At 63.8% G+C, this 22,135-nt stretch carries 20 protein-coding genes; 12 read left to right on the top strand and 8 right to left on the bottom strand.

The genetic code is table 11. The features are described 5' to 3' along the window. The first annotated feature begins 740 nt into the window (after nucleotides 1-740). The 3 genes from dksA to hslU all read left to right on the top strand — a co-directional run bounded on the left by dksA (nucleotide 741) and on the right by hslU (nucleotide 3,494). Nucleotides 741-1,160, top strand: coding sequence for an RNA polymerase-binding protein DksA (gene dksA, locus LFL96_RS00600; RefSeq protein WP_012431412.1), 420 nt, complete (start codon nucleotides 741-743; stop codon nucleotides 1,158-1,160). Between the two features lie 441 nt (nucleotides 1,161-1,601). Next, entirely contained in the window at nucleotides 1,602-2,138 is a 537-nt protein-coding gene (hslV, locus tag LFL96_RS00595; RefSeq protein ID WP_280996992.1) for an ATP-dependent protease subunit HslV, read from the top strand. 9 nt (nucleotides 2,139-2,147) lie between these two features. Next, nucleotides 2,148-3,494, top strand: a complete 1,347-nt coding sequence (hslU, locus tag LFL96_RS00590; RefSeq protein ID WP_280996991.1) for an ATP-dependent protease ATPase subunit HslU — start codon at nucleotides 2,148-2,150, stop codon at nucleotides 3,492-3,494. A 176-nt stretch (nucleotides 3,495-3,670) separates the two neighbouring features. On the opposite strand, the gene LFL96_RS00585 is transcribed toward hslU, so the two are convergent. Both LFL96_RS00585 and LFL96_RS00580 read right to left on the bottom strand, forming a co-directional pair. After that, entirely contained in the window at nucleotides 3,671-4,213 is a 543-nt protein-coding gene (locus LFL96_RS00585; RefSeq protein ID WP_280996990.1) for a response regulator transcription factor, read from the bottom strand. Next, complete coding sequence (locus tag LFL96_RS00580) at nucleotides 4,210-5,520, bottom strand: ATP-binding protein (RefSeq protein WP_280996989.1); 1,311 nt, start codon at nucleotides 5,518-5,520, stop codon at nucleotides 4,210-4,212. The genes LFL96_RS00585 and LFL96_RS00580 overlap by 4 nt, the downstream gene beginning before the upstream one ends. A gap of 133 nt (nucleotides 5,521-5,653) precedes the next feature. Between LFL96_RS00580 and LFL96_RS00575 the strand changes: the two genes are divergently transcribed. Further along, nucleotides 5,654-7,291, top strand: coding sequence for a tetratricopeptide repeat protein (locus LFL96_RS00575; protein ID WP_281000851.1), 1,638 nt, complete (start codon nucleotides 5,654-5,656; stop codon nucleotides 7,289-7,291). 64 nt (nucleotides 7,292-7,355) lie between these two features. On the opposite strand, the gene LFL96_RS00570 is transcribed toward LFL96_RS00575, so the two are convergent. Beyond that, nucleotides 7,356-7,595 carry a cysteine-rich CWC family protein gene (locus LFL96_RS00570; RefSeq protein ID WP_280996988.1) on the bottom strand — a complete coding sequence of 80 codons (240 nt, stop codon included), beginning with the start codon at nucleotides 7,593-7,595 and terminating at the stop codon, nucleotides 7,356-7,358. 296 nt (nucleotides 7,596-7,891) lie between these two features. Between LFL96_RS00570 and argB the strand changes: the two genes are divergently transcribed. From argB to LFL96_RS00535, 7 genes are all read left to right on the top strand, one after another. After that, nucleotides 7,892-8,791 (top strand): acetylglutamate kinase, encoded by a 900-nt coding sequence (argB, locus tag LFL96_RS00565; RefSeq protein ID WP_280996987.1) that lies wholly within the window; start codon nucleotides 7,892-7,894, stop codon nucleotides 8,789-8,791. Between the two features lie 243 nt (nucleotides 8,792-9,034). Continuing rightward, entirely contained in the window at nucleotides 9,035-9,835 is an 801-nt protein-coding gene (locus tag LFL96_RS00560; RefSeq protein ID WP_280996986.1) for a pyrimidine 5'-nucleotidase, read from the top strand. Further along, nucleotides 9,805-10,455 (top strand): nucleoid occlusion factor SlmA, encoded by a 651-nt coding sequence (slmA, locus tag LFL96_RS00555; RefSeq protein ID WP_280996985.1) that lies wholly within the window; start codon nucleotides 9,805-9,807, stop codon nucleotides 10,453-10,455. Before LFL96_RS00560 ends, slmA begins: the two co-directional genes overlap by 31 nt. Before the next feature lie 300 nt (nucleotides 10,456-10,755). Then, a complete protein-coding gene (locus LFL96_RS00550; RefSeq protein WP_280996984.1) occupies nucleotides 10,756-11,901 on the top strand; it encodes a homoserine O-acetyltransferase in 1,146 nt (381 codons plus the stop codon). After that, nucleotides 11,898-12,506 carry a methionine biosynthesis protein MetW gene (gene metW / locus LFL96_RS00545; RefSeq protein WP_280996983.1) on the top strand — a complete coding sequence of 203 codons (609 nt, stop codon included), beginning with the start codon at nucleotides 11,898-11,900 and terminating at the stop codon, nucleotides 12,504-12,506. Before LFL96_RS00550 ends, metW begins: the two co-directional genes overlap by 4 nt. Before the next feature lie 15 nt (nucleotides 12,507-12,521). Then, nucleotides 12,522-13,916 carry an AmpG family muropeptide MFS transporter gene (locus tag LFL96_RS00540; protein WP_280996982.1) on the top strand — a complete coding sequence of 465 codons (1,395 nt, stop codon included), beginning with the start codon at nucleotides 12,522-12,524 and terminating at the stop codon, nucleotides 13,914-13,916. 182 nt (nucleotides 13,917-14,098) lie between these two features. Then, a complete protein-coding gene (locus LFL96_RS00535) occupies nucleotides 14,099-15,307 on the top strand; it encodes a M48 family metallopeptidase (protein ID WP_281000849.1) in 1,209 nt (402 codons plus the stop codon). A gap of 70 nt (nucleotides 15,308-15,377) precedes the next feature. On the opposite strand, the gene LFL96_RS00530 is transcribed toward LFL96_RS00535, so the two are convergent. The 5 genes from LFL96_RS00530 to gatC all read right to left on the bottom strand — a co-directional run bounded on the left by LFL96_RS00530 (nucleotide 15,378) and on the right by gatC (nucleotide 20,576). After that, nucleotides 15,378-16,157 carry an exodeoxyribonuclease III gene (locus LFL96_RS00530; RefSeq protein WP_280996981.1) on the bottom strand — a complete coding sequence of 260 codons (780 nt, stop codon included), beginning with the start codon at nucleotides 16,155-16,157 and terminating at the stop codon, nucleotides 15,378-15,380. A 74-nt stretch (nucleotides 16,158-16,231) separates the two neighbouring features. Further along, nucleotides 16,232-17,071 carry a PPK2 family polyphosphate kinase gene (locus LFL96_RS00525; protein WP_280996980.1) on the bottom strand — a complete coding sequence of 280 codons (840 nt, stop codon included), beginning with the start codon at nucleotides 17,069-17,071 and terminating at the stop codon, nucleotides 16,232-16,234. Nucleotides 17,072-17,244: 173 nt separating this feature from the next. Beyond that, nucleotides 17,245-18,720 (bottom strand): Asp-tRNA(Asn)/Glu-tRNA(Gln) amidotransferase subunit GatB, encoded by a 1,476-nt coding sequence (gene gatB, locus LFL96_RS00520; protein ID WP_280996979.1) that lies wholly within the window; start codon nucleotides 18,718-18,720, stop codon nucleotides 17,245-17,247. A 5-nt stretch (nucleotides 18,721-18,725) separates the two neighbouring features. After that, complete coding sequence (gene gatA, locus LFL96_RS00515; protein WP_280996978.1) at nucleotides 18,726-20,213, bottom strand: Asp-tRNA(Asn)/Glu-tRNA(Gln) amidotransferase subunit GatA; 1,488 nt, start codon at nucleotides 20,211-20,213, stop codon at nucleotides 18,726-18,728. Between the two features lie 63 nt (nucleotides 20,214-20,276). Then, complete coding sequence (gene gatC, locus LFL96_RS00510; protein ID WP_280996977.1) at nucleotides 20,277-20,576, bottom strand: Asp-tRNA(Asn)/Glu-tRNA(Gln) amidotransferase subunit GatC; 300 nt, start codon at nucleotides 20,574-20,576, stop codon at nucleotides 20,277-20,279. A 380-nt stretch (nucleotides 20,577-20,956) separates the two neighbouring features. Here gatC and LFL96_RS00505 point away from each other — a divergent pair, with 380 nt between their 5' ends. Then, complete coding sequence (locus LFL96_RS00505) at nucleotides 20,957-22,000, top strand: rod shape-determining protein (RefSeq protein ID WP_004189550.1); 1,044 nt, start codon at nucleotides 20,957-20,959, stop codon at nucleotides 21,998-22,000. Nucleotides 22,001-22,135: the final 135 nt, after the last annotated feature.

Raw genomic sequence — 22,135 nt, 5'->3', positions numbered from 1 at the left:
CGCGCGGTGCGCTCTGCGCCGCGCGCGGTGTTGAACGTCAAGTCTCGGGCCTCGCGCCCGGAATATCCGTATCTCGCCAATTTGTCAGCCTGTGCCGCGCTTTTCGCCGAGCGCGGCACGCATCATGCTGATAGCGCTCAAACACCCGTGCTACAAGGCGTGCGGCCGGCGGCCGAAGCAGAAATCATCTGCTGAATGCAGCCCGCTTTGGCCGAAAGCCGCCTGAAATGTCGGGCGTGTGAAAAGCGCGTGAAAACCCTGCTGTATTAAAGCGTGCACGACCATCGCTTTTTGATCGGACGCGCGTTATATTTTCGGGATATCAGTGCGCCGCCGGGGATTTTCGCGAGATGCGGTGCCGGATTGTGATTCAGTTACAATACGTGCCCACTGGAGAATGACAACGAATTGCCCGGTCAGCGCGTATCCCGCGCCGGGCCTGAAACGGCGCCGGAAAATCTTGTCCGGACAATACGCCGAGAATGCCGGGTAGCGGCGCCTGAAAAGGCGCGCTGCCGGCAAGCAATGCCTCAGGAGCATTTGAGAATCGGTTTCCAGAGGAGTTCGGCCCCGCATTGGCGTTGCGACGCCCGGCGTGTGGGCGCCAGGCGCTTCGGCGTCACGACAGTCCATCGTCCGTGCCCGCCTTGGCGCTCCGCGTCCTCAAGGTGCCTTTGCGGGCAATACGAAAGTGCGGGCACTATGTAAGAGTTTTGCCTCACATTGAAGAAGCAAGCCAGATGACGACGAAACGACTCTTGACCGAAGCCGAAATCCTGAAGATGAGCGACAAGGATTACATGAATGAGGATCAGCTCGCCTTCTTCAAGAACAAGCTCGAACAGCTGCAAGCGGACATTCTCCGCAATGCCGGCCAAACCACCGAAAATCTGCGCGAAACGGTGATCGTGCCGGACCCGGCCGACCGCGCAACGATCGAGGAAGAGCATGCGCTCGAACTGCGCACGCGCGACCGCGAACGCAAGCTGCTGAAGAAAGTGCAGCAATCGATCGCACGTATCGATTCGGGCGACTACGGCTGGTGCGAAGAAACCGGCGAGCCGATCGGCATTCCGCGTCTGCTCGCACGGCCCACGGCTACCCTGTCGCTGGAAGCGCAGGAACGCCGCGAGCTGCGCCAGAAGCTGTTCGGCGACTGAACGCCTGCGGCGCGGCTTCGGCTCCGCGCCCTGAAACGCTGCTTCGTCGAGAGGCGCACGGTGATCCGTGCGCCTTTTTTCTTTTATGCGTGTTCGGCGCACGTCGTTTTTCACGCGATGCGGGGCGTTTCTGTTTTGCGTTTTTCAGCGCTTATGCGCGTGTTCCTCTTCCTTCTTCTGTCGTCAAGCGCGTGCCGCCAGCGCTCATTGCCGCGCGCGATATGACGCAGACTGCCGGGCCATCGCCCACACGTTTTTTCTCCCATGCCAGCCAGCGGGTCTTGATATGACCGCGCACGCCCTAAAATAAACCGGACATGCGCAGCACGTGCGCGCGAGCGGCCGGTTTCGATCCCTGCGTCGCGCGCCGTCCGCTTTCAGGATTCATGCGGCCGCGCATCGCGCTGCCGCGTCCTACCCGTTTTGCAAAGAGGAACGCATATGGAGCAATTTCACGGCACGACGATCGTCTCCGTGCGCCGCGGCGACAAGGTCGCGCTCGGCGGCGACGGCCAGGTGACGCTGGGCAACATCGTCATGAAGGGCGGTGCGAAGAAGGTCCGGCGCATCTACAACGGCAAGGTGCTGGTCGGCTTCGCCGGCGGCACGGCGGACGCCTTCTCCCTGCTCGACCGTTTCGAAGCGAAGCTGGAAAAACATCAGGGCAATCTCACGCGCGCGGCCGTCGAACTCGCGAAAGACTGGCGCACCGACCGCATGCTGCGCCGGCTCGAAGCCATGCTGATCACCGCCGACGCCACCACCACCCTCGTCATCACCGGCAACGGCGACGTGCTCGATCCCGAAGGCGGCATCTGCGCGATCGGCTCGGGTGGCTCGTATGCGCAGGCCGCGGCACTCGCGCTCGCGCAAAACACCGACCTGTCGCCCCGCGACATCGTGGAGAAGTCGCTGCAGATTGCCGGCGACATGTGCATCTACACGAACCACAACCGCGTCATCGAGACGATCGAGTAAGGACCCACGATGAGCACCATGACCCCTGCCGAGATCGTCTCGGAACTCGACAAACACATCATCGGCCAAGGCCGCGCGAAGAAGGCGGTGGCGGTGGCGCTGCGCAATCGCTGGCGGCGTCAGCAGGTCGAGGAACCGCTGCGTCAGGAAATCACGCCGAAGAATATTCTGATGATCGGACCGACGGGTGTCGGTAAAACCGAAATCGCGCGGCGTCTGGCGAAACTGGCCGACGCGCCGTTCATCAAGATCGAAGCGACCAAGTTCACCGAAGTCGGCTACGTGGGCCGCGACGTCGACAGCATCGTGCGCGATCTGATCGAAATCTCCGTCAAGCAGACCCGCGAAACGGAAATGCGCAAAGTGCGGACCAAGGCGGAAGATCAGGCCGAAGACCGCATCCTCGACATTCTGCTGCCGAGCGCCCGCCCGGTCGGTTTCGGCGCGAGTTCGAGCGCGACCGACACCGCGGACGAAGGCGGCACCACGCGTCAGACGTTCCGCAAGCGTCTGCGCGAAGGCCTGCTCGACGACAAGGAAATCGAGCTGGACGTCGAACAGCCGCAAGTGGGCATGGACATCATGGGGCCGCCGGGCATGGAAGACATGACCGAGCAGATCCGTTCGATGTTCGCGAACATCGGCGGCGGCAAGAAAACGCGCCGCAAGATGAAGGTAAAGGAAGCGCTGAAGGTCCTCACCGACGAAGAAGCCGGCAAGATGCTGAACGACGAGGAGGTGAAGACCAAGGCGGTCCAGAACGTCGAGCAGAACGGCATCGTGTTCCTCGACGAGATCGACAAGATCGCGTCGCGCGCGGAAGCCGGTGGCGGCGAAGTATCCCGTCAAGGCGTGCAGCGCGATCTGCTGCCGCTCGTCGAAGGCACCACGATCAACACCAAGTACGGCATGGTGAAGACCGACCACATTCTATTTATCGCGAGCGGCGCGTTCCACCTGGCCAAGCCGAGCGATCTGATTCCCGAGCTGCAGGGCCGTTTCCCGATTCGCGTCGAACTGGACTCGCTGTCGGTGAACGATTTCGAGTCGATCCTGGTGTCCACGGACGCGAGCCTCGTCAAGCAATACCAGGCGCTGCTCGCCACGGAAGACGTGCACCTCGAATTCGCCGACGACGGCATTCGCCGTCTCGCCGAGATCGCGTATTCGGTGAACGAGAAGACCGAAAACATCGGTGCACGCCGGTTGTACACGGTGATCGAAAAACTGCTCGAGGAAGTGTCGTTCTCGGCCGGCAATCACTCGGGCAAGACGGTGCAGATCGACGCGGCGTATGTGGATCGCGCGTTGAACGAAGTGGCCGAAGACGAGGATCTGTCGCGCTACGTGCTGTGATGTCGACGCCAACGCACGTGCGGACCGCCGCGTGCCGATCATGATCGACTGATGCCGATCAAACCCGAAGCATAAAAAACCGGGCTGCCCGTAAAAAGGCAGCCCGGTTTTTTTGCAGCAAGCAAATCCGGCAATCGCGCAAGCGAGCGAACAGGCCGCGCCGATTGCCTGACGACTTACTGCTTGACCGGCCGCTTGGCCAGCTTCCGCTGCAACGTCCGCCGATGCATGTTCAACGCACGCGCGGTCGCCGAAATATTGCCGCCGTGCTCGGCGAGCACGCGCTGAATGTGCTCCCACTCCAGCCGCGCCACCGACAGCGGCGTGGGATGCTCAAGCGCTTCTTCCGCCTGCAGCGCGCTCGCTTCGCTTTGCAGCGCCGACAGGATCGTCTCGACGTTGGCGGGCTTCGCGAGATAGTTGTCCGCGCCGTCCTTCACCGCCTGCACCGCCGTGGCGATACTCGCATAGCCGGTCAGCACCAGCATGCGCGCGTCCGGTTGAAGATCGCGCAAGGGCGCGACGAGGGTGAGACCGGAGTCGTTGCCGAGATGCAGATCCACGGTGATCTGGCTGAATTTCTGCTGATTCGCCAGCTTGATCGCTTCGTCCGCGTTGTGCGCTTCGCTCACCGTGTAGCCGCGCCGGGTCAAACCGCGAGCGAGGATGCCGGAGAACACCTCATCGTCGTCGATCACCAGAAAATTCATTTCGCTCATGCCTGTTTCTCCGTGTTGGATGGCGCGGCGCCTTGACGGCCCGCGCCGGATAATTTGCGGCCGCCGAGCGGCAACTTCAGCAGCGCGCGCGTGCCACGCGGCTTGATCGGACTGACGTCGGTCAGTTCGATCGAGCCTCTGAGCCGCGCCGCCGCCGAAAACGCCAGGTACAGGCCGACGCCGTGTCCGCCTTGCGTGCTCTCCACCGGCATCGCACCGAGCGAGCCGCGCAAGGTGGACGGAATGCCGGGGCCCGCATCGCAGACTTCGAAAACGATCTGATCGCCGCGTGCGGCAAGCGAGCAGGACAGCGTCACGTGATCGCGGCTCGCGCGCGCCGCGTTGTCGAGCAGGATCGTCAGAATCTGACTGACGGCTACCGTGTCGTCAAGATTGACGCCGGCCGGCGGTACGCCGATCCGCTCGAATTTGACATGCGGATGCCGCAAGCGCCACTGTTCGCCGAACGATTCGAGCCATTCGCCGACCGGCTGCCGGCTGGTGGTCGTCGATGCGCGGCTGCGCAATCTTGCCAACGCCGACGTGCACAGCGACATCTGTTGTTCGAGCAGTTCGAAGTCGGCGCTGTACGGCGCGAGCCCCTTGTCGGTACGGGCCGCGTCGCGCAATTCTTCGGACAACATGGCAATTGTAGACAGCGGCGTGCCGATTTCGTGCGCGACGGTGGCCGCCTGCACGCCCAGCGCGACCGCTCGTTCGTCGTGAAGCAAGCGCTGCTGCGCATCTCCAAGCGCTGCGTCACGTAGTCGCAGCGCACGCGACATGCGTGCGACGAACCACGCGATCAAGCCCACGCTGACCATGAAGTTGACCCACATGCCGGCGCGGTAGTAATCGAACAGATTCGCGGGGTTATCCAGATTCAGCGGCACCGAATCGAAACCGAGCACCGCGTAGCAGGCCACCGCGAAGGCGGCGAGCCACGCCATCAGGTGCCACGGCAACACCGCGGCGGCAATCGCGAGCGAAGGCAGATAGAGCGATACGAACGGATTGGTGGTGCCGCCCGATAGAAACAGCAACGCGGACAAGGCGCCCAGATCCACCCAGATCTGCCCGAACAACTCGATGTTGGACTCGGGCCGCTGTTGCGAGACGCGCCACCATGTGATGCCGTTGAAGATCACTTCGAGCGCGATCACGAGCAGCATGGCCGGCAACGGCAATTTCACGCCGATGAAGATCTGCACGACCGCGATGGTCACCAACTGCCCGATGATCGCGAGGCAGCGCAGCCAGAACAGATGACCGAGATTGACGCGGCCGGTGTTGGTGATTCGATGCATGATGACTTGAGTGTACCCGTTCAGACTAGTCCGACATACCACGTGGCATCGCGTCGATAGCATGGCGGGTTTTCAATCCAGCGCCACGCGTCATTGCCGTCCATCCCGGCTCGCGCAACGCGCGCCGCCGCCCATGCTGCCTACCTTCGATCGCGACACCGACGTCTCGTCAGCTTTCCTGACCTTTCTGCGACATGCTGCCGCAGCCCGCCAGAACGGCGCCGCCGACACCGCCGCCCGCTGGCTCGACGCCGCGAGCCGGCTGTGGCCACTCGACGAACCGTCGCTCGACCTGTTCAGCGGCAGGCTGTCCGATCGTCAGCGACATGACGAAGCGATCGAACTCGCCGCCATTATTGCCCAACTCGATCCCGCTCACGCCCCGGCGCACTTCCGGCTGGGGCACGCGCTGCAGATGGCAAATCGTCACCGCGGCGCAATCGGGCCGTACCGCCGTGCGCTCTCGCTCGACCCAACGCTGCCGCGCCTGCGCAACAACCTGGCCGGCGCATTGATGCTGACCGGCGGCGACGCGCGCGAACAACTCGCGCTGCTCGAAAGCGCGGTGCAAAACGACCCCGGCGACGGCGATGCGTGGACCAATCTCGCGCACGCTTACCGCATGGCCATGGACCTGCCGCGTGCGCTCGACGCCGGCGCGGCAGCCGTACGCTGCGCGCCGCACAGCCCGCTGGCGCTCAACAACCATGCGTTGGCGCTCCGCGAAGCGCAACGCTGGGACGACGCCGACGAGGCCGCGCAAAGCGCGTGCGCGGCGGCGCCCGGCAACGCGACGATGCGCTCCAATCTCGCGATGCTGCAATTGATGCGCGGCAACTATGCCGCCGGCTGGCAATCGCACGAAGCACGCTGGGATGGTTCGGCGGAACTCGGCGGCAACCGTCCCGCATTCCCGGTGCCGACATGGCGAGGCGAACCGCTCGCCGGCAAGACGCTGCTGGTGTGGGGCGAACAGGGCATGGGCGACGTGCTCCAGTTCAGCCGCTATATCCCGATGCTAGCGGATCGCGTTCATCGCGAGGGCGGGCGCGTCTTCTGGAATTCGTTTCCGCAGATGGGGGCACTGCTGACGCGCAGCTTCGGCAATCACGTGGACGCCTATTCCAGCAGCGCCAAGGTCGAGTCACTTATGCCGTTCGACTACGAGATCCCGTTGCTCAGCCTGCCGTCGATCTTCGACACGCGCGACACCTCGATCCCTGCGCCCACCGCCTATCTGCGCGCCGATGAAACGGCCCGCGAATCGTGGCGCGTCAGGATGAACAAGGAAACCCGGCTCAAAGTCGGGCTGACGTGGACCGGCAGCATCGGGCATCAGCGCAATCCGTTTCGGCGCGTCGGCTGGGAACGCTATGCCGCGCATTTCGGCGCGATGCGAAACGTCGCCTTCTATTCGTTGCAGCCGGGCGCCGACGCCGATGTGGCCGCTGCTCGCGCCGCCGGTTTCGCCATCACCGACTTCACCGCCGAATTCGCGACCTTCGACGACACCGCCGCCTTCGTCAGCACGCTCGATCTCGTGATCACCGTATGCACGTCGGCGGCGCATTTGAGCGGTGCGCTCGGTCAGCGCACGTGGATATTGCTCGACGTCAATCCGCACTGGGTCTGGCAACTGGATCGCCGCGACAGCCCGTGGTATTCGAGCGCGAAGCTTTACCGGCAGCCGCGCTTCGGTCAATGGGAGCCGGTGCTGGCCGAAGTGGCCGGCGATTTGAACGCGCTCGCGATGAAGCACAGCGAGGCATAAGTACGGTACGGCGGCCAATCTTTAACTAATTCGACGCGAGAATCGACGCGCGGCCACCGCGAACTCACGGCGAATCCGCCCCTGGTAGCCGTCCTTGCGTCGCGCGCGCGATTTCCGCCGCCAGACATTCCGGACACAGACAGCCGCCAGCCGGGTCCACTCGCTCCACCGGCAACACGGGCATCTCGGCGCACCAGCAATCGAACGGCTGCGCGTGTCTCGCGCAATCGAACGCATTGCCGCAGCGCGGGCAGCGCGCACTGTTTTTGCGGCTGGATTCTCGGCGAAAAGCAGGCGTGTTCATGGCGGCAAGCGCCGGATCATCCGGCTGAATCGGGCTTCGACTCGCAAATGATGCCACCACGGGCGTCCTAACGGCAGTCGTCCATTCGGCTAATACACAGGCGCGAGCGGACCGCGTACTCTTGCACGTCGGCCGGCTTGCGCGGGTCGGCGGCGGACCGTCAGTGCGCCGTCATGGCGCGCTGCGCAAAAGTCCACGCCGCCCGCTGCCGGCGCCGCTATGGAAAACCCTGCTGCAGCGCGCCAGTCCTGTACAATTCGCCGTGTTTTAACTGTCCCGTGCCTGAGCCTGCCGCCATGTCCGAGCTACCTGACCTTTCGCAGATCGCGCCCACCCTGAAGGCTGAAATCCTGGCCGAGGCGCTGCCCTACATTCGTCAATATCACGGTAAAACCGTGGTCATCAAATACGGCGGCAACGCCATGACCGAAGAGCGCCTGAAGCAAGGCTTCGCGCGCGACGTGATTCTGCTGAAGCTGGTCGGTATCAATCCGGTCATCGTGCACGGCGGCGGCCCGCAAATCGACACCGCGCTGAAAAAGATCGGCAAACAGGGCACGTTCATCCAGGGCATGCGCGTCACCGACGAAGAGACGATGGAAGTCGTCGAATGGGTGCTCGGCGGCGAAGTGCAGCAGGACATCGTCACGCTGATCAACCATTTCGGCGGCCACGCGGTCGGCTTGACCGGCAAGGACGGCGGCTTGATCCACGCGCGCAAGATGCTGATGCCGGATCGCGAGAATCCCGGCCAGTACGTCGACATCGGTCAGGTCGGCGAGGTCGAGGCGATCAACCCGGCGGTCGTGAAGGCGCTGCAGGACGACGCGTTCATCCCCGTGATCTCGCCGATCGGTTTCGGCGAAGACGGCCTGTCGTACAACATCAACGCGGACCTGGTCGCGGGCAAGCTGGCGGTCGTGCTGAACGCCGAAAAGCTCGTGATGATGACCAACATCCCCGGTGTGATGGACAAGGAAGGCAATCTGCTGACCGATCTGTCGGCACGCGAAATCGACGGTCTGTTCGCCGACGGCACGATCTCCGGCGGCATGCTGCCGAAAATCTCGTCGGCGCTGGACGCGGCCAAGAGCGGCGTGCGTTCGGTGCACATCATCGACGGCCGCATCGAGCACTCGGTGCTGCTGGAAATTCTCACCGAACAGCCGTTCGGCACGATGATCCGCTCGCATTGATCCCTGCCTCACAAACGGCACACAGCGCGCGTCCCGAGGGCGTGTTCTGTGTGCCGTTTGCTTTGTTGGGGCTGAACTTCACCGCCTTCAAGACCCGGCCCGCAAGGCAACTCGCCATCCGGCGCGCCCGCGCCGCGCGCGGCCTCACCGCTCGCCCTCTCCGCCGCACGAACCCGCCTCGTTCGCTGCTTCTCGCCACACCAACGCCACACTTCACATCGCGCCCATCCGGCGCTCTTCGTCATGCGCACTCCCACTTCGCGGCGCCGTCGTCCGCATGTGGCCGGCGGCAAGCCGGTCTGGCTGTTCGATCTCGACAACACGCTGCACCACGCATCGCACGCGATCTTTCCGGCGATCAACGCGGGCATGAACCAGTACATCATCGACACGCTGAAGGTGGACGTCGATGAAGCCAGCCGCCTGCGCCGCGTCTACACCGAACGTTACGGCGCGGCGCTGCTCGGCCTCACGCGCCACCATCCGCTCGATCCGCACGACTTCCTGAAGTTTGTCCACACGTTCCCGGATCTCGGCTCGATGATCCGTCACGAACGCGGCGTCGCGCGTCTCGTCGCGGCGCTGCCGGGCCGCAAGATCGTGCTGACCAACGCGCCCGAGGCGTACGCGCGCGCGGTGCTCGCGGAACTGCGCATCGAACGCCTGTTCGAACGGGTGATCGCGATCGAACACATGGCCGACCGCCGCCGCTGGCGCGCCAAACCCGACCACGCGATGCTGCGCAAAGCCATGCGCGACGCCCACGTGTCGCTCAAGGACGCGATCCTCGTCGAAGACACGCGCTCGCATCTGAAGAACTACCGGCAACTCGGCATCCGCACCATCTGGATCACCGGCCATCTGCCGCGCAAACCGCACGTGGACGGCGTGCCGACACGTCTGCCGGGTACCGGCCGGCCGCACTATGTCGACCAGAGCATTCGTTCGTTAAAATCGCTACGACTGGGCACCCGCTCGGTTCGATTGAAGGGACAGCAGACGGGACGACAGCCATGCAGCCGATCAAGCCTGACGAAGTCTTAACCGAACACGACCCGGACCACCAGCCGGCGGCCTCGGCCCCGGCCGCGCCACGCGCGCAGCGCCTGAAGCCGGGCGAGCGCCGCGTGCATATCCTGCAGACGCTCGCCGCGATGCTGGAAACGCCCAAAAGCGAAAAAATCACCACGGCGGCGCTGGCCGCCCGGCTCGGCGTGTCGGAAGCCGCGCTGTACCGCCATTTCGCCAGCAAGGCGCAAATGTTCGAAGGGCTGATCGAGTTCATCGAGCAGACCCTCTTCGGCCTGATCAACCAGATCACCAGCAAGGAAAGCGACGGCGTGCTGCAGGCCCGCGCGATCGCCTTGATGCTGCTCAACTTCCCCGCGAAAAATCCCGGCATGACGCGCGTGCTGACCTGCGAGGCGCTGGTCGGCGAACACGAACGGCTCACCGAGCGCGTCAACCAGATGCTGGAGCGCGTCGAGGTCTCGTTGAAGCAGTGCCTGCGCGTCGCGCAACGGGAAGCCGGCTACGAGCCGGCGATTCGCGCGAGTCTGCTGCTGAGCTACATCATCGGCCGGTGGCACCGGTACGTGCGTAGCGGTTTCGCACGGCTTCCCGCCGAGCACGCCGACGCGCAGATCCTGCTGATTCTTCAGTAGTCCACGCGGCAGACGTCGCGCCGCCGTCAGGCGCTCGACGTTGCCGCTCCGGATTTTCCGCTATACTTTGCGCCTGATCGCGACAGGCGGGCGCCTTGCTGAATGCGCCGCACGCCACGTTGCACATTGATTACGCGCCGATTTGCTGACTCGATTGCGGGCGCGCGAACTACCGGGAATATCTCCCGCGCGGTTCACTATAAATGCGGCTAAAGAGGTCGTCAGCCGCGCACACCGCTGTTCCCTCCGTGCCTCGCCGACGCCGTCTAGCCGCCCTGTATTTGTTAAATGGCGGAATGAATGGAATCGATCGGTATCGTCGCTCCCCAAAAAATGCATTTCAACGAGCCGCTGCGTCTGCAGAACGGCAGTTCGCTGGCCGGCTACGACCTCATGGTCGAGACCTACGGCACGCTGAACGCCGCGCGCAGCAATGCGGTGCTCGTCTGTCACGCGCTCAACGCGTCGCATCACGTGGCGGGCGTGTACGCGGACAAGCCGAAAGACGTCGGCTGGTGGGACAACATGGTCGGGCCGGGCAAGCCGCTCGACACCAACCGGTTCTTCGTGATCGGCGTGAACAATCTCGGCTCGTGCTTCGGCTCGACCGGACCGATGAGCATCGATCCGGCGACCGGCCAGCCGTACGGCGCGGCGTTTCCCGTCGTCACCGTGGAAGACTGGGTCAACGCCCAGGCGCGCGTCGCCGATGAATTCGGCATCACGCGCTTTGCCGCCGTGATGGGCGGCAGCCTCGGCGGCATGCAGGCGCTCGCGTGGAGCGTGATGTATCCGGAGCGGGTCGCGCATTGCATCGTGGTCGCCTCCACGCCGAAGCTGTCCGCGCAGAACATCGCGTTCAACGAGGTGGCGCGCTCGGCAATCCTGTCGGACCCGGATTTTCACGGCGGCAACTACTACGCGCACAACGTGAAGCCAAAACGCGGCCTGCGTGTCGCGCGGATGATCGGCCACATCACGTATCTGTCGGACGACGACATGGCCGAGAAATTCGGCCGCTCGCTGCGCCGCGCGGAAGGCGCGGTGGACGCCTACAACTTCAACTTCGACGTGGAATTCGAAGTGGAGTCGTACCTGCGCTATCAGGGCGACAAATTCGCCGATTACTTCGACGCGAACACGTACCTGCTGATCACCCGCGCGCTGGACTATTTCGACCCGGCCAAGGCCTTCGACGGCGACCTGACCGCCGCCGTCGCGCACACCACGGCGAAATACCTGATCGCCAGTTTCACGACCGACTGGCGCTTCGCGCCCGCCCGCTCGCGCGAACTGGTGAAGGCGCTGCTCGACCACAAGCGCACGGTCACCTACGCGGAAATCGACGCGCCGCACGGCCACGACGCGTTCCTGCTCGACGACGCCCGCTATCACAACGTGATGCGCGCCTACTACGAACGTATTGCGAACGAGGTGAACGCATGAACCAGCGTGCCCTGGACTATCTGGCGCTGCGCCCGGACTTCCGCGCGATCGCCCGCTGGGTCGAACCGCGCGCGACGGTGCTCGATCTCGGGTGCGGCGACGGCTCGCTGCTGTCGCTGCTGACCGAGGAACTCGACGTGCAAGGCTACGGCATCGAGATCAACGACGCCGGCGTGCTGGCGTCGACGCAGAACGGCATCAACGTGATCCAGCAGAATCTGGAAGACGGCTTGCGCCTGTTCGAGGACGCGAGCTTCGATTTCGCGATCCTGTCGCAGACGCTGCAAACCATTCATCAGACCGCGGCGATCCTGCGCGAGACGGTGCGCGTCGGCAAGGAATGCATCGTGTCGTTTCCGAATTTCGGCTACTGGGCGCATCGGCTGTCGGTGCTGAAGGGGCGCATGCCGGTGTCGAAGTCGCTGCCGTATCAGTGGCACAACACGCCGAACGTGCGGGTGCTGACCATCGAGGATTTCGAGGCGCTGGCGCCGGAAGTCGGCATCGAAATTCTCGACCGCGTGGTGCTCCACGACGGCCAGGTGGTCCGCTGGGGCGTGAACTGGCGTGGTAGTCTTGCGGTCTATCGCGTCAAGAAAAGCTAACGCCAAGTTATCCACATGTCGAACCCGCCGCACGAGGCGCCCGCACTTACCGCTCACGAAGAACATCCCGGCTGGCGCGCGTTCCTGAATACGCGCATGCTGATCTGCGTCTTTCTCGGCTTCACGTCCGGCTTGCCGCTGTTCACGCTCGTCTATCTGGTGCAGGCGTGGCTGCGTTCCGAAGGCGTCAATCTGAAGGAAATCGGCCTCTTTGCGCTGATCCAGTTTCCGTACACGTGGAAATTCGTCTGGGCGCCGCTGATGGACCGCTACGTGCCGCGTCTGCCGGGCTGGCGGCCGGGCCGGCGGCGCGGCTGGATGCTGGTCACGCAGATTCTGGTGGGCGGCGCGATCGCCACGCTGGGTTTCGTGTCGCCGCGCGACTCGATCTGGACGGTCGCGGCGCTGACCGCGCTGGTGGCGTTTTTCGGCGCGAGCCAGGACATCGTCATCGACGCGTACCGGCGTGAATTGCTGAGCGATACGCAGCAAGGCCTCGGCAACGCGGTGCATGTGAACGCGTACAAACTCGCGGCGCTGGTGCCCGGTTCGCTCGCGCTGATCCTGTCCGATCATTTGCCGTGGACCACCGTGTTCATGGTAACGGCGGCATTCATGCTGCCGGGCATGGTGATGACGCTGGTGGTGCGCGAACCCGAAGTGCACGGCACGCCGCCGAAGAACCTGCGCGAAGCGATCGTGCAGCCGTTCAAGGAATTCATTCAGCGCGACGGCTGGCGCGGCGCGCTGTTCGTGCTCGGCTTCATCTTTCTGTACAAGCTCGGCGATACGATGGCGACCACGCTGTCCACCTCGTTCTTCCTCGACATCGGCTATTCGCGGACGCAGATCGGCGTGATCGCGAAGACCACCGCGCTCGTCGCGAGCGTGGCGGGCGGGATTGTCGGCGGGGTGTGGCTGATGAAGATCGGCATTGGCCGCGGCCTGTGGATCTTCGGCATCCTGCAGATGGTGTCGACGCTCGGCTTCGCGTGGCTCGCGCATCTCGGACCGGCTTCGCCGGGTCTCGCCGCGATTTACGACGTCGCCGTGGGCGTGAGTCAGGCGACGACGAAACTGCTGGCGCTGGTCGGCATCGACTGGACCGTGCAGCTCGATCCGCGCTCGGTCGCGCTGGCGCTGATCTACGGCCTCGAAACCTTTGCCACCGGTCTGACGATGGCGGCCTTCACCGCCTATATCGCCAGCACCACCGATCCTCGCTACACCGCCACGCAATTCGCGCTGTTCACGAGCCTCGCGTCGGTGCCGCGCACGCTGGCGTCGGCGGCGAGCGGCTATGTGGTCGCGAAGATCGGCTGGTTCGATTACTTCATCGTCTGTACCGCGCTGGCGCTGCCCGGCATGCTGCTTCTGCTGCGCATCGCGCCGTGGAGAACCCGCTCGTGAGCGCGCGCTTGTCCACGTCGATGTCCGCGTCGATGTCGATGTCGTTGGCCTTGCGCAAGTTGCAACGCGCGAGGGCATTGCACGGTTGGGCGCGCGGTTCGTCCCTGAAGTCCGGCGATCGCGTGGCCTCGTTGCGTGCGGCATTGGCGATCGTATGGTTCGTCCCGGCGTGCGTCGTGCCGATGAGCGCCTATGCGACCGCGATGCCCGCCGCCACGGCCAACAGTGCGGCAACGGCAACCAGCGCGGCGAACGCAAACGCCAACGCTAATGCCAACTCAGCCGCTACCGCGCCGGCCGCGAAATCTTCCGCAGGCGTGAACGGCGCGGAGAATGCGACACCGGCCGCGCCGAATGGCGCCACCAGCAACAGCAACGCCGGCAGCGCACCAGCCGCCGCGACATCGAGCTCCTCACCTTTGTCGCCATCGGCCCAGCCTGCCCAGACGTCCGCGCCTCAAACGCCGGTCACGGCGCGCACGCCCGCCGCCATGTCGGCACCGTCGGCCGCACCGGCAGCGGGCGCTAAAGCGCCCGTCGCCAACACCATGCCGTCGACCGCCGCCGGCTCGTATAGTCCGAGCCCGCAATTGCGATTCGGCGGCTATATGGTGTTTCGCAACCTGATCCCGTCGCCGGTGCTCGAAGCGCAGGCCGCCGAGGAATTCAGCCAGATCACTTACGGCGCGGAACACGCGAACCGTCTGTACGCCGACACCGACGCGCACGTCACGCGCGTGCGCTCGATCGTCGACAAGCTGGTTCCCTACTCGCTCAAATGGAACGAGCGGGCGAAGAACTGGAAGTGGGAAGTGGCCGTGATCCGCTCGCCCGACATCCGCATGTACTGTCTGCCGGGCGGCAAGATCGTCGTGTATGGCGGGCTGCTCGACCGTGCGCGACTGAACGACAACGAACTCGGCATGCTGATCGGCCACGAGATCGCGCATGCATTGCGCGAACATGCGCGCGAACGGCTTGGCCAGTTGCAGTCGAGCCAGCTCGATTCGTCCGGCACGATTCCGCAGTTGTTCGGCCTCGCCGATCTAGGCGCGGCGCCGCTCGGGATCGGCTCGCGGTTGCTGGAAATGAAGTACGCGCCGACCGACGAAACCGAAGCCGACGTGATCGGCAGCGACATCGCCTCGCGCGCGGGCTTCGATCCGCGCGCGGCGGTCACGCTGTGGGACAAGCTCGCGCAGGCGACGCAGAGCAACCGCAATCAGGGCTTTATCTACGTGCACCCGTACACACCGGTGCGCCGCCAGGACATCGTGAAGCGCCTGCCGGACATGCTGCCGCTGTACGCAAAGGCCATCGGCAAATCGGTGGATGCGCTGCCGGACTACGCCGGCATCGGCAGGCCGAAGCGCAAAACACCGCGCGATTGAGTGGATAGGGTGGATTAAGTTAAGGGGCAAGCCACCGCGGTACGCCACGGCTTGACCTCACGTCCTCAGTTCACTTCTTGACCTTATGGTCATAGTCGACCGTCAGCGGCGCGTGGTCGCTGAACTTGATGTCGCGGAACACGTCGGTGCGTTTCGCCTTGCTCGCGATCTCCTTCGTCGCGATCTGATAATCGATCCGCCACCCGACGTTCTTCGCATACGCCGCGCCGCGATTGCTCCACCACGTGTACTGTTCGGGCCGCTGGTCGAGCGTGCGGAACACGTCGACGTACCCCACTTCGTCGAACAGCTTGTCGAGCCACGCGCGCTCTTCCGGCAGGCAGCCCGAGTTCTTCTGGTTGCTCTTCCAGTTCTTGATGTCGATTTCCTTGTGGACGATGTTCACGTCGCCGCACACGATCACTTCGCGCTCCTTGGCCAGTTCGGCGAGATGCGGCATGAACTCGTCCATGAAGCGGAATTTGGCCTGCTGACGCTCGTCGCCGCTCGATCCCGACGGCACATACACCGAGATCACCGACAGCTTGCCGAAGCGCAGTTCGACATAGCGCCCTTCCGGATCGAATTCCTCGCTGCCGAAACCGATCACCACTTCGTCCGGTTCGTGGCGCGTGTAGACGCCCGCGCCGCTATAGCCTTTTTTCACCGCATGCTGGAAATAGCCGGTGAAATTGTGCGGCGCCAGGAATTCCGGCGTCATGTCGTCCTGCGAGCATTTGATTTCCTGCACGCACAGCACGTCGGCTTTCTGTTCGCCGAACCAGTCGAAAAAACCTTTTTTCGCCGCTGAGCGAATGCCGTTCAGGTTGGCGGTGATGACACGCAACATGTCGTTCCTTTTTATGTTCGATTCTCTGGATAGGGTTGAATAGCGGGATTCCTCGACCCCGTGGCCACGCACGCTCACTCGACCTTGATGCCCTTCAGCGATTCCCTGGCCGGTGGATAGTCGAGCTTCAACGCTTCGAAAGTGCGCAACAGCAATTCCGCGACCATCACGTTGCGATGCGTTTTCGAATCCGCTGGAATCACGTACCACGGCGCGTATTCGGTCGACGTCACGGCCAGCGCATCGCGATACGCGGCCTGATATTTGTCCCACTGCTTGCGCGCGTCGAGATCGGATTCGTCGAATTTCCAGTGCTTGCTCGGGTCGTCGATGCGCGCCTGCAAACGCGCGCGCTGCTCGTCCTTCGAAATGTGCAGCATGCACTTGATGATCGTCGTGCCGCTGTACGCGAGCAATTCCTCGAACTGGCGGATATGGCAGCAACGCTGCTCGAAGGCCTGCTCGTCCAGCGTGCCGAGCACGGTCGGCACCAGCAGATCTTCGTAATGGCTGCGGTTGAAGATGGTCAGTTCGCCGGCGGCAGGCGCCTGCGAATGCACGCGCCACAGGAAGTCGTGCGCGAGTTCGACGGGCGTCGGCGCCTTGAACGGCACGATGCGCAAACCGAGCGGATCGACTTCATGAAACACCGCGCGTATCGTGCCGTCCTTGCCGCTCGTGTCCATGCCTTGCAGCACCAGCAAGACGCGACGTTTGCGCTGCGCGTGCAGACGCTCCTGCGACTGGTCGAGCTTCTCGCCGATCTCCGACAAACGCGCCTTGTCGGAATCCTTCGAGCCGGTGGAAAACGGCTTCGCGCCGGGGTCGAAAGCGTCGAGCGAGAATTTGCTGTTTTTCTTGCCGTCGTCGAAAAACGGCACGCGGAAATCGTCGAGTTCGGGTTGCTTCGCCATCCACACACTCCCTGATTAGCGTTCAACGGTTTGCGCCACCACCGGGGCAGCGCTTGCAAAATAAAACGGGCCGTTGCCCCACTTTCGTTTCCGGCAACGGCCCGCGGTGTCCGGACATCCGGCGCGGACGTTCAGCCCGAGCCGTTGCCGGTCAACTCAATTGATCTGTCGACTCAGGACAGCTTCTTCTTCAGCAGTTCGTTCACCTGCGCCGGGTTGGCCTTGCCCTTGGTCGCCTTCATCGCCTGGCCGATCAGCGCGTTGAACGCCTTTTCCTTGCCCGCGCGGAATTCCTCGACCGACTTCTGGTTGGCGGCCAGCACTTCGTCGATGATCGCTTCCAGCGCGCCGGTATCCGAAATCTGCTTCAAACCCTTCGCTTCGATGATGCGGTCAGCGGCGGTTTCGTCGGTGGCTTTCTCTTCCCAGATCGCGAGGAAAATCTCCTTGGCGATCTTGTTCGAGATCGTGCCGTCGGCGATACGTTGCAGCACCAGCGCGAGTTGCGCGGCCGACACCGGGCAGTCGCCGATCTCCAGCCCTTCGCGATTCAGTTGCGACGACACTTCGCCCATCACCCAGTTCGCCGCGACCTTCGCATGCGACGGGCCGACCTTGACGACCACCGCTTCGTAGTACGCCGCCATCGCCTTGCTCGACGTCAGCACGTTCGCGTCGTACGGCGTCAACCCGTATTGCGACACGAAGCGCTGCTGGATCGCTTCCGGCAGCTCGGTCATCTCGCTCTTCACACGCTCGATCCACGCGGCGTCGATCACGAGCGGCATCAGATCGGGGTCGGGGAAATAGCGGTAGTCGTGCGCGTCTTCCTTGCTGCGCATGGAACGGGTCTCGCGCTTGTCCGGATCGTACAGACGCGTTTCCTGCACCACGGTGCCACCGTCTTCGATCAGTTCGATCTGACGGCGCACTTCGTACTGAATCGCTTCTTCGAGGAAGCGGAACGAGTTCAGGTTCTTGATCTCGGCGCGCGTGCCGAATTCGACCTGACCGACCGGACGCACCGACACGTTCGCATCGCAACGGAACGAGCCTTCCTGCATGTTGCCGTCGCAGATGCCGAGCCATGTGACGAGCGTATGCAGCGTCTTCGCATAGGCGACCGCTTCGGCCGCGCTGCGCATTTCCGGCTCGGTGACGATTTCGAGCAGCGGCGTGCCCGCGCGATTCAGATCGATGCCGGTCATGCCCGCGAAGTCTTCGTGCAGCGACTTGCCCGCGTCTTCCTCAAGGTGCGCGCGCGTCAGGTTGACGACCTTCTCGTACGCTTCCTTGCCCGCCTTCTCGTTGGCCGGGACCTGAATCGTCACCTGGCCGCCCTGCACGACCGGGATCTCGTACTGGCTGATCTGGTAGCCCTTCGGCAGATCGGGATAGAAATAATTCTTGCGCGCGAAGATGCTGCGCGGCGCGACCGTCGCGCCGATCGCGAGGCCGAACTGGATCGCGCGCTCGACGGCGCCGCGGTTCATCACCGGCAACGTGCCCGGCAACGCCAGATCGACGGGGCTCGCCTGCGTGTTCGGCGCGGCGCCGAAGCGGGTCGGCGAGCCCGAGAAGATTTTCGACTCGGTCGACAGTTGCGCGTGGGTCTCCAGACCGATCACGACTTCCCATTGCTTGGTCATGGTGCTCACACTCCAGCCGGTGCCTGACGGTGCCAGTCGGTCGCACGCTGGAACGCGTCGGCCACCTGCAGCATCCGGGCTTCATTGAAATAGTTGCCGATGATCTGCAAACCCACCGGGCGCTGCGCATTCGCGCCCACGCCGAAACCGCACGGCACGCTCATGCCCGGCAGACCGGCGAGGCTCACCGACAGCGTGTAGATGTCGGCCAGATACATCTGCACCGGATCGTCGCCCTTCGCGCCGAGATCCCACGCCACCGACGGCGCGACCGGACCCATGATCACGTCGCACTGCTTGAACGCTTCCTGGAAGTCCTGCGCGATGATGCGGCGGATCTTCTGCGCCTGCAGGTAATACGCGTCGTAGTAGCCGTGCGACAGCACGTATGCGCCGACCAGAATGCGGCGCTTCACTTCCGGGCCGAACCCCTCGGCGCGCGACTTCTTGTACATGTCGAGCAGATCGCGATACTCCGCGGCGCGATGGCCGAAGCGCACGCCGTCGAAACGCGACAGGTTCGACGAGGCTTCGGCCGGCGCGATCACGTAGTACACCGGAATCGACAGCTCGGTTTTCGGCAGCGATACCTCGACCAGCGTGGCGCCGAGCGCTTCGTACTGTTTGAGCGCGGCGTCGATCGAAGCGCGCACGTCGTCGGCGAGACCGGCGCCGAAATATTCCTTCGGCAGACCGATGCGCAGACCGGCGAGCGGCTTGCTCGCGTTATCCGCCTGCCAGGGCTGGCCGAGATAGCGCGTGTAGTCTTCGTCTTCGCGCGCGAGGCTGGTCGAATCGCGTTCGTCGAAGCCGGCCATGGCGTTGAGCAGCGTGGCGCAATCGGCGGCGCTGCGCGCCATCGGGCCGCCCTGATCGAGCGACGACGCGAACGCGATCATTCCGTAACGCGACACGCGGCCGTACGTCGGCTTGATGCCGGTGATGCCGGAGAACGACGCGGGCTGACGGATCGAGCCACCAGTGTCGGTACCGGTCGCGGCGGGCGCGAGACGCGCGGCCACGGCCGCCGCCGAGCCGCCCGACGAACCGCCCGGCACGGCCTTGACGTCCCACGGATTCTGCACCGGACCGAAATGCGAATTCTCGTTGGACGAGCCCATCGCGAACTCGTCCATATTGGTTTTGCCGACGCACACCATGCCGGCGTGCTGCAGACGCGCGACGACGGTCGCGTCGAACGGGCTTTCGTAGTTCGCCAGCATCTTCGAGCCGGCGGTGGAACGCCAGCCCTTGGTGACGAACACGTCTTTGTGCGCGATCGGCAGGCCGACCAGCGGACCGGCGTGGCCGGTGTGCAGCAGCGCGTCGGCAGCTTTCGCCTGGGCGAGCGTCAGTTCGGGATCGACCTGGATGAACGCGTTCAGGCCGTTGGCCGCGTCGATCCGCTTCAGATAGTGCTGCGCCAGTTCGACTGCGGAGTATTCCTTGGCCGCCAGCGCGGCGCGCAGTTCGGTCAGACTTTTTTCATGCATTGCGTTTTTATCCTGAAGAGCGCGGCTGCGCCAGCACATCGCGCCGGGCTCGCCGCGCGGGTCTTACTCGATCACCTTGGGCACGAGGTACAGGCCATCCTGCACGGCGGGCGCGGGGCGCTGGAACGCTTCGCGTTCGATCGTCTCGCTCACCGCGTCGTTACGCAGACGCAGCGCGACGTCTTCGATCTGTTCGATCGGATGGGCAAGCGGCGCGATGCCGGTGGTATCGACCGCCTGCATCTGCTCGACGAGGCCGAAGAAATCATTGAGCTGGACGAGCGTGTGCTCGGCGTCGGCATCAGCCAGTTCGAGCCGCGCAAGATGCGCGATGCGCTTAACATCGGTCAGGGTCAGAGCCATGCAGTCACCGGAAATTGTGGTGGAACGCCGCCGCAAGGGAAAAAACAATGCTGCGACAGCGGGTTACGACACTGGAGGAAGACCTCGAAAAAGGGGCCAGCGGTGGCAAAAAGTGCCGTCCGTTTCCTTCAAAACATCCAAAATTATAAGGTATCATTACGCGTTCGACCCAAACCCGGACCGACTTACCAAGGCCTTTCTGGACAATTCCCACAAGATCGTTCGGATTTCCGGCCTGGCTTTGCAACGGCCTCCGGTAGACTCCCTCGCAGCTTCAAGTTCCTGTGGCGCCGCTTCCGCCCGGTTGAAGCTGTTATTTTTTCCGCTGCCGCCCTGCGCATAAGTTGCGAGGCCCGGCCCCAAGCGAGACAGGATTTTGAATGTTCGGTTTTTTGCGCAGCTACTTCTCCAACGATCTGGCGATTGACCTCGGCACCGCCAACACGCTCATCTACATGCGTGGCAAGGGCATCGTTCTAGACGAACCGTCGGTGGTATCGATCCGCCAGGAAGGCGGTCCCAACGGCAAGAAAACCATTCAGGCAGTCGGTAAGGAAGCCAAGCAGATGCTCGGCAAGGTGCCGGGCAACATCGAGGCGATCCGCCCGATGAAAGACGGCGTGATCGCCGACTTCACGGTCACCGAGCAGATGATCAAGCAGTTCATCAAGACCGCTCACGAATCGCGCATGTTCTCGCCGTCGCCGCGCATCATCATCTGCGTGCCGTGCGGTTCGACCCAGGTCGAGCGTCGCGCGATCAAGGAAGCGGCGCACGGCGCCGGCGCCTCGCAGGTGTACCTGATCGAAGAACCCATGGCGGCCGCCATCGGCGCCGGTCTGCCGGTGTCGGAAGCAACCGGCTCCATGGTGGTGGACATCGGCGGCGGCACGACCGAAGTCGGCGTGATCTCGCTGGGCGGCATCGTCTATAAAGGCTCGGTGCGCGTCGGCGGCGACAAGTTCGACGAAGCCATCGTCAACTACATCCGCCGCAACTACGGCATGCTGATCGGCGAGCAAACCGCCGAAGCCATCAAGAAGGAAATCGGCTCCGCCTTCCCGGGTTCCGAAGTCAAGGAAATGGAAGTGAAGGGCCGCAATCTGTCGGAAGGCATTCCGCGCAGCTTCACCATCTCCAGCAACGAAATCCTCGAAGCCCTCACCGATCCGCTGAACCAGATCGTGTCGTCGGTCAAGATCGCGCTGGAACAGACGCCGCCGGAACTGGGCGCGGACATCGCCGAACGCGGCATGATGCTCACGGGCGGCGGCGCACTGCTGCGCGACCTCGACCGCCTGCTCGCCGAGGAAACCGGCCTGCCGGTGCTCGTCGCCGAAGACCCGCTGACCTGCGTTGTGCGCGGCTCGGGCATGGCGCTCGAACGCATGGACAAGCTGGGCAGCATCTTCTCGTACGAGTAAGCGAGCCCGTCTCCATGTCAGTAGCGCGGATCTGGCACACGGCCCCTTGCGGGCCGGTTTGCCATTGGCTGGGCCTACCGGCCTCCGCGCGCTGAACGCGCGTTCCTCGCGCGCCGCCGTCTCACCCAACCGCTC

This window comes from Paraburkholderia sp. D15, assembly GCF_029910215.1.
Lineage (GTDB): Bacteria > Pseudomonadota > Gammaproteobacteria > Burkholderiales > Burkholderiaceae > Paraburkholderia.
The sequence above is the reverse complement of the archived record's forward strand: the minus strand, read 5'-3'. Positions and strand labels throughout refer to the sequence as shown.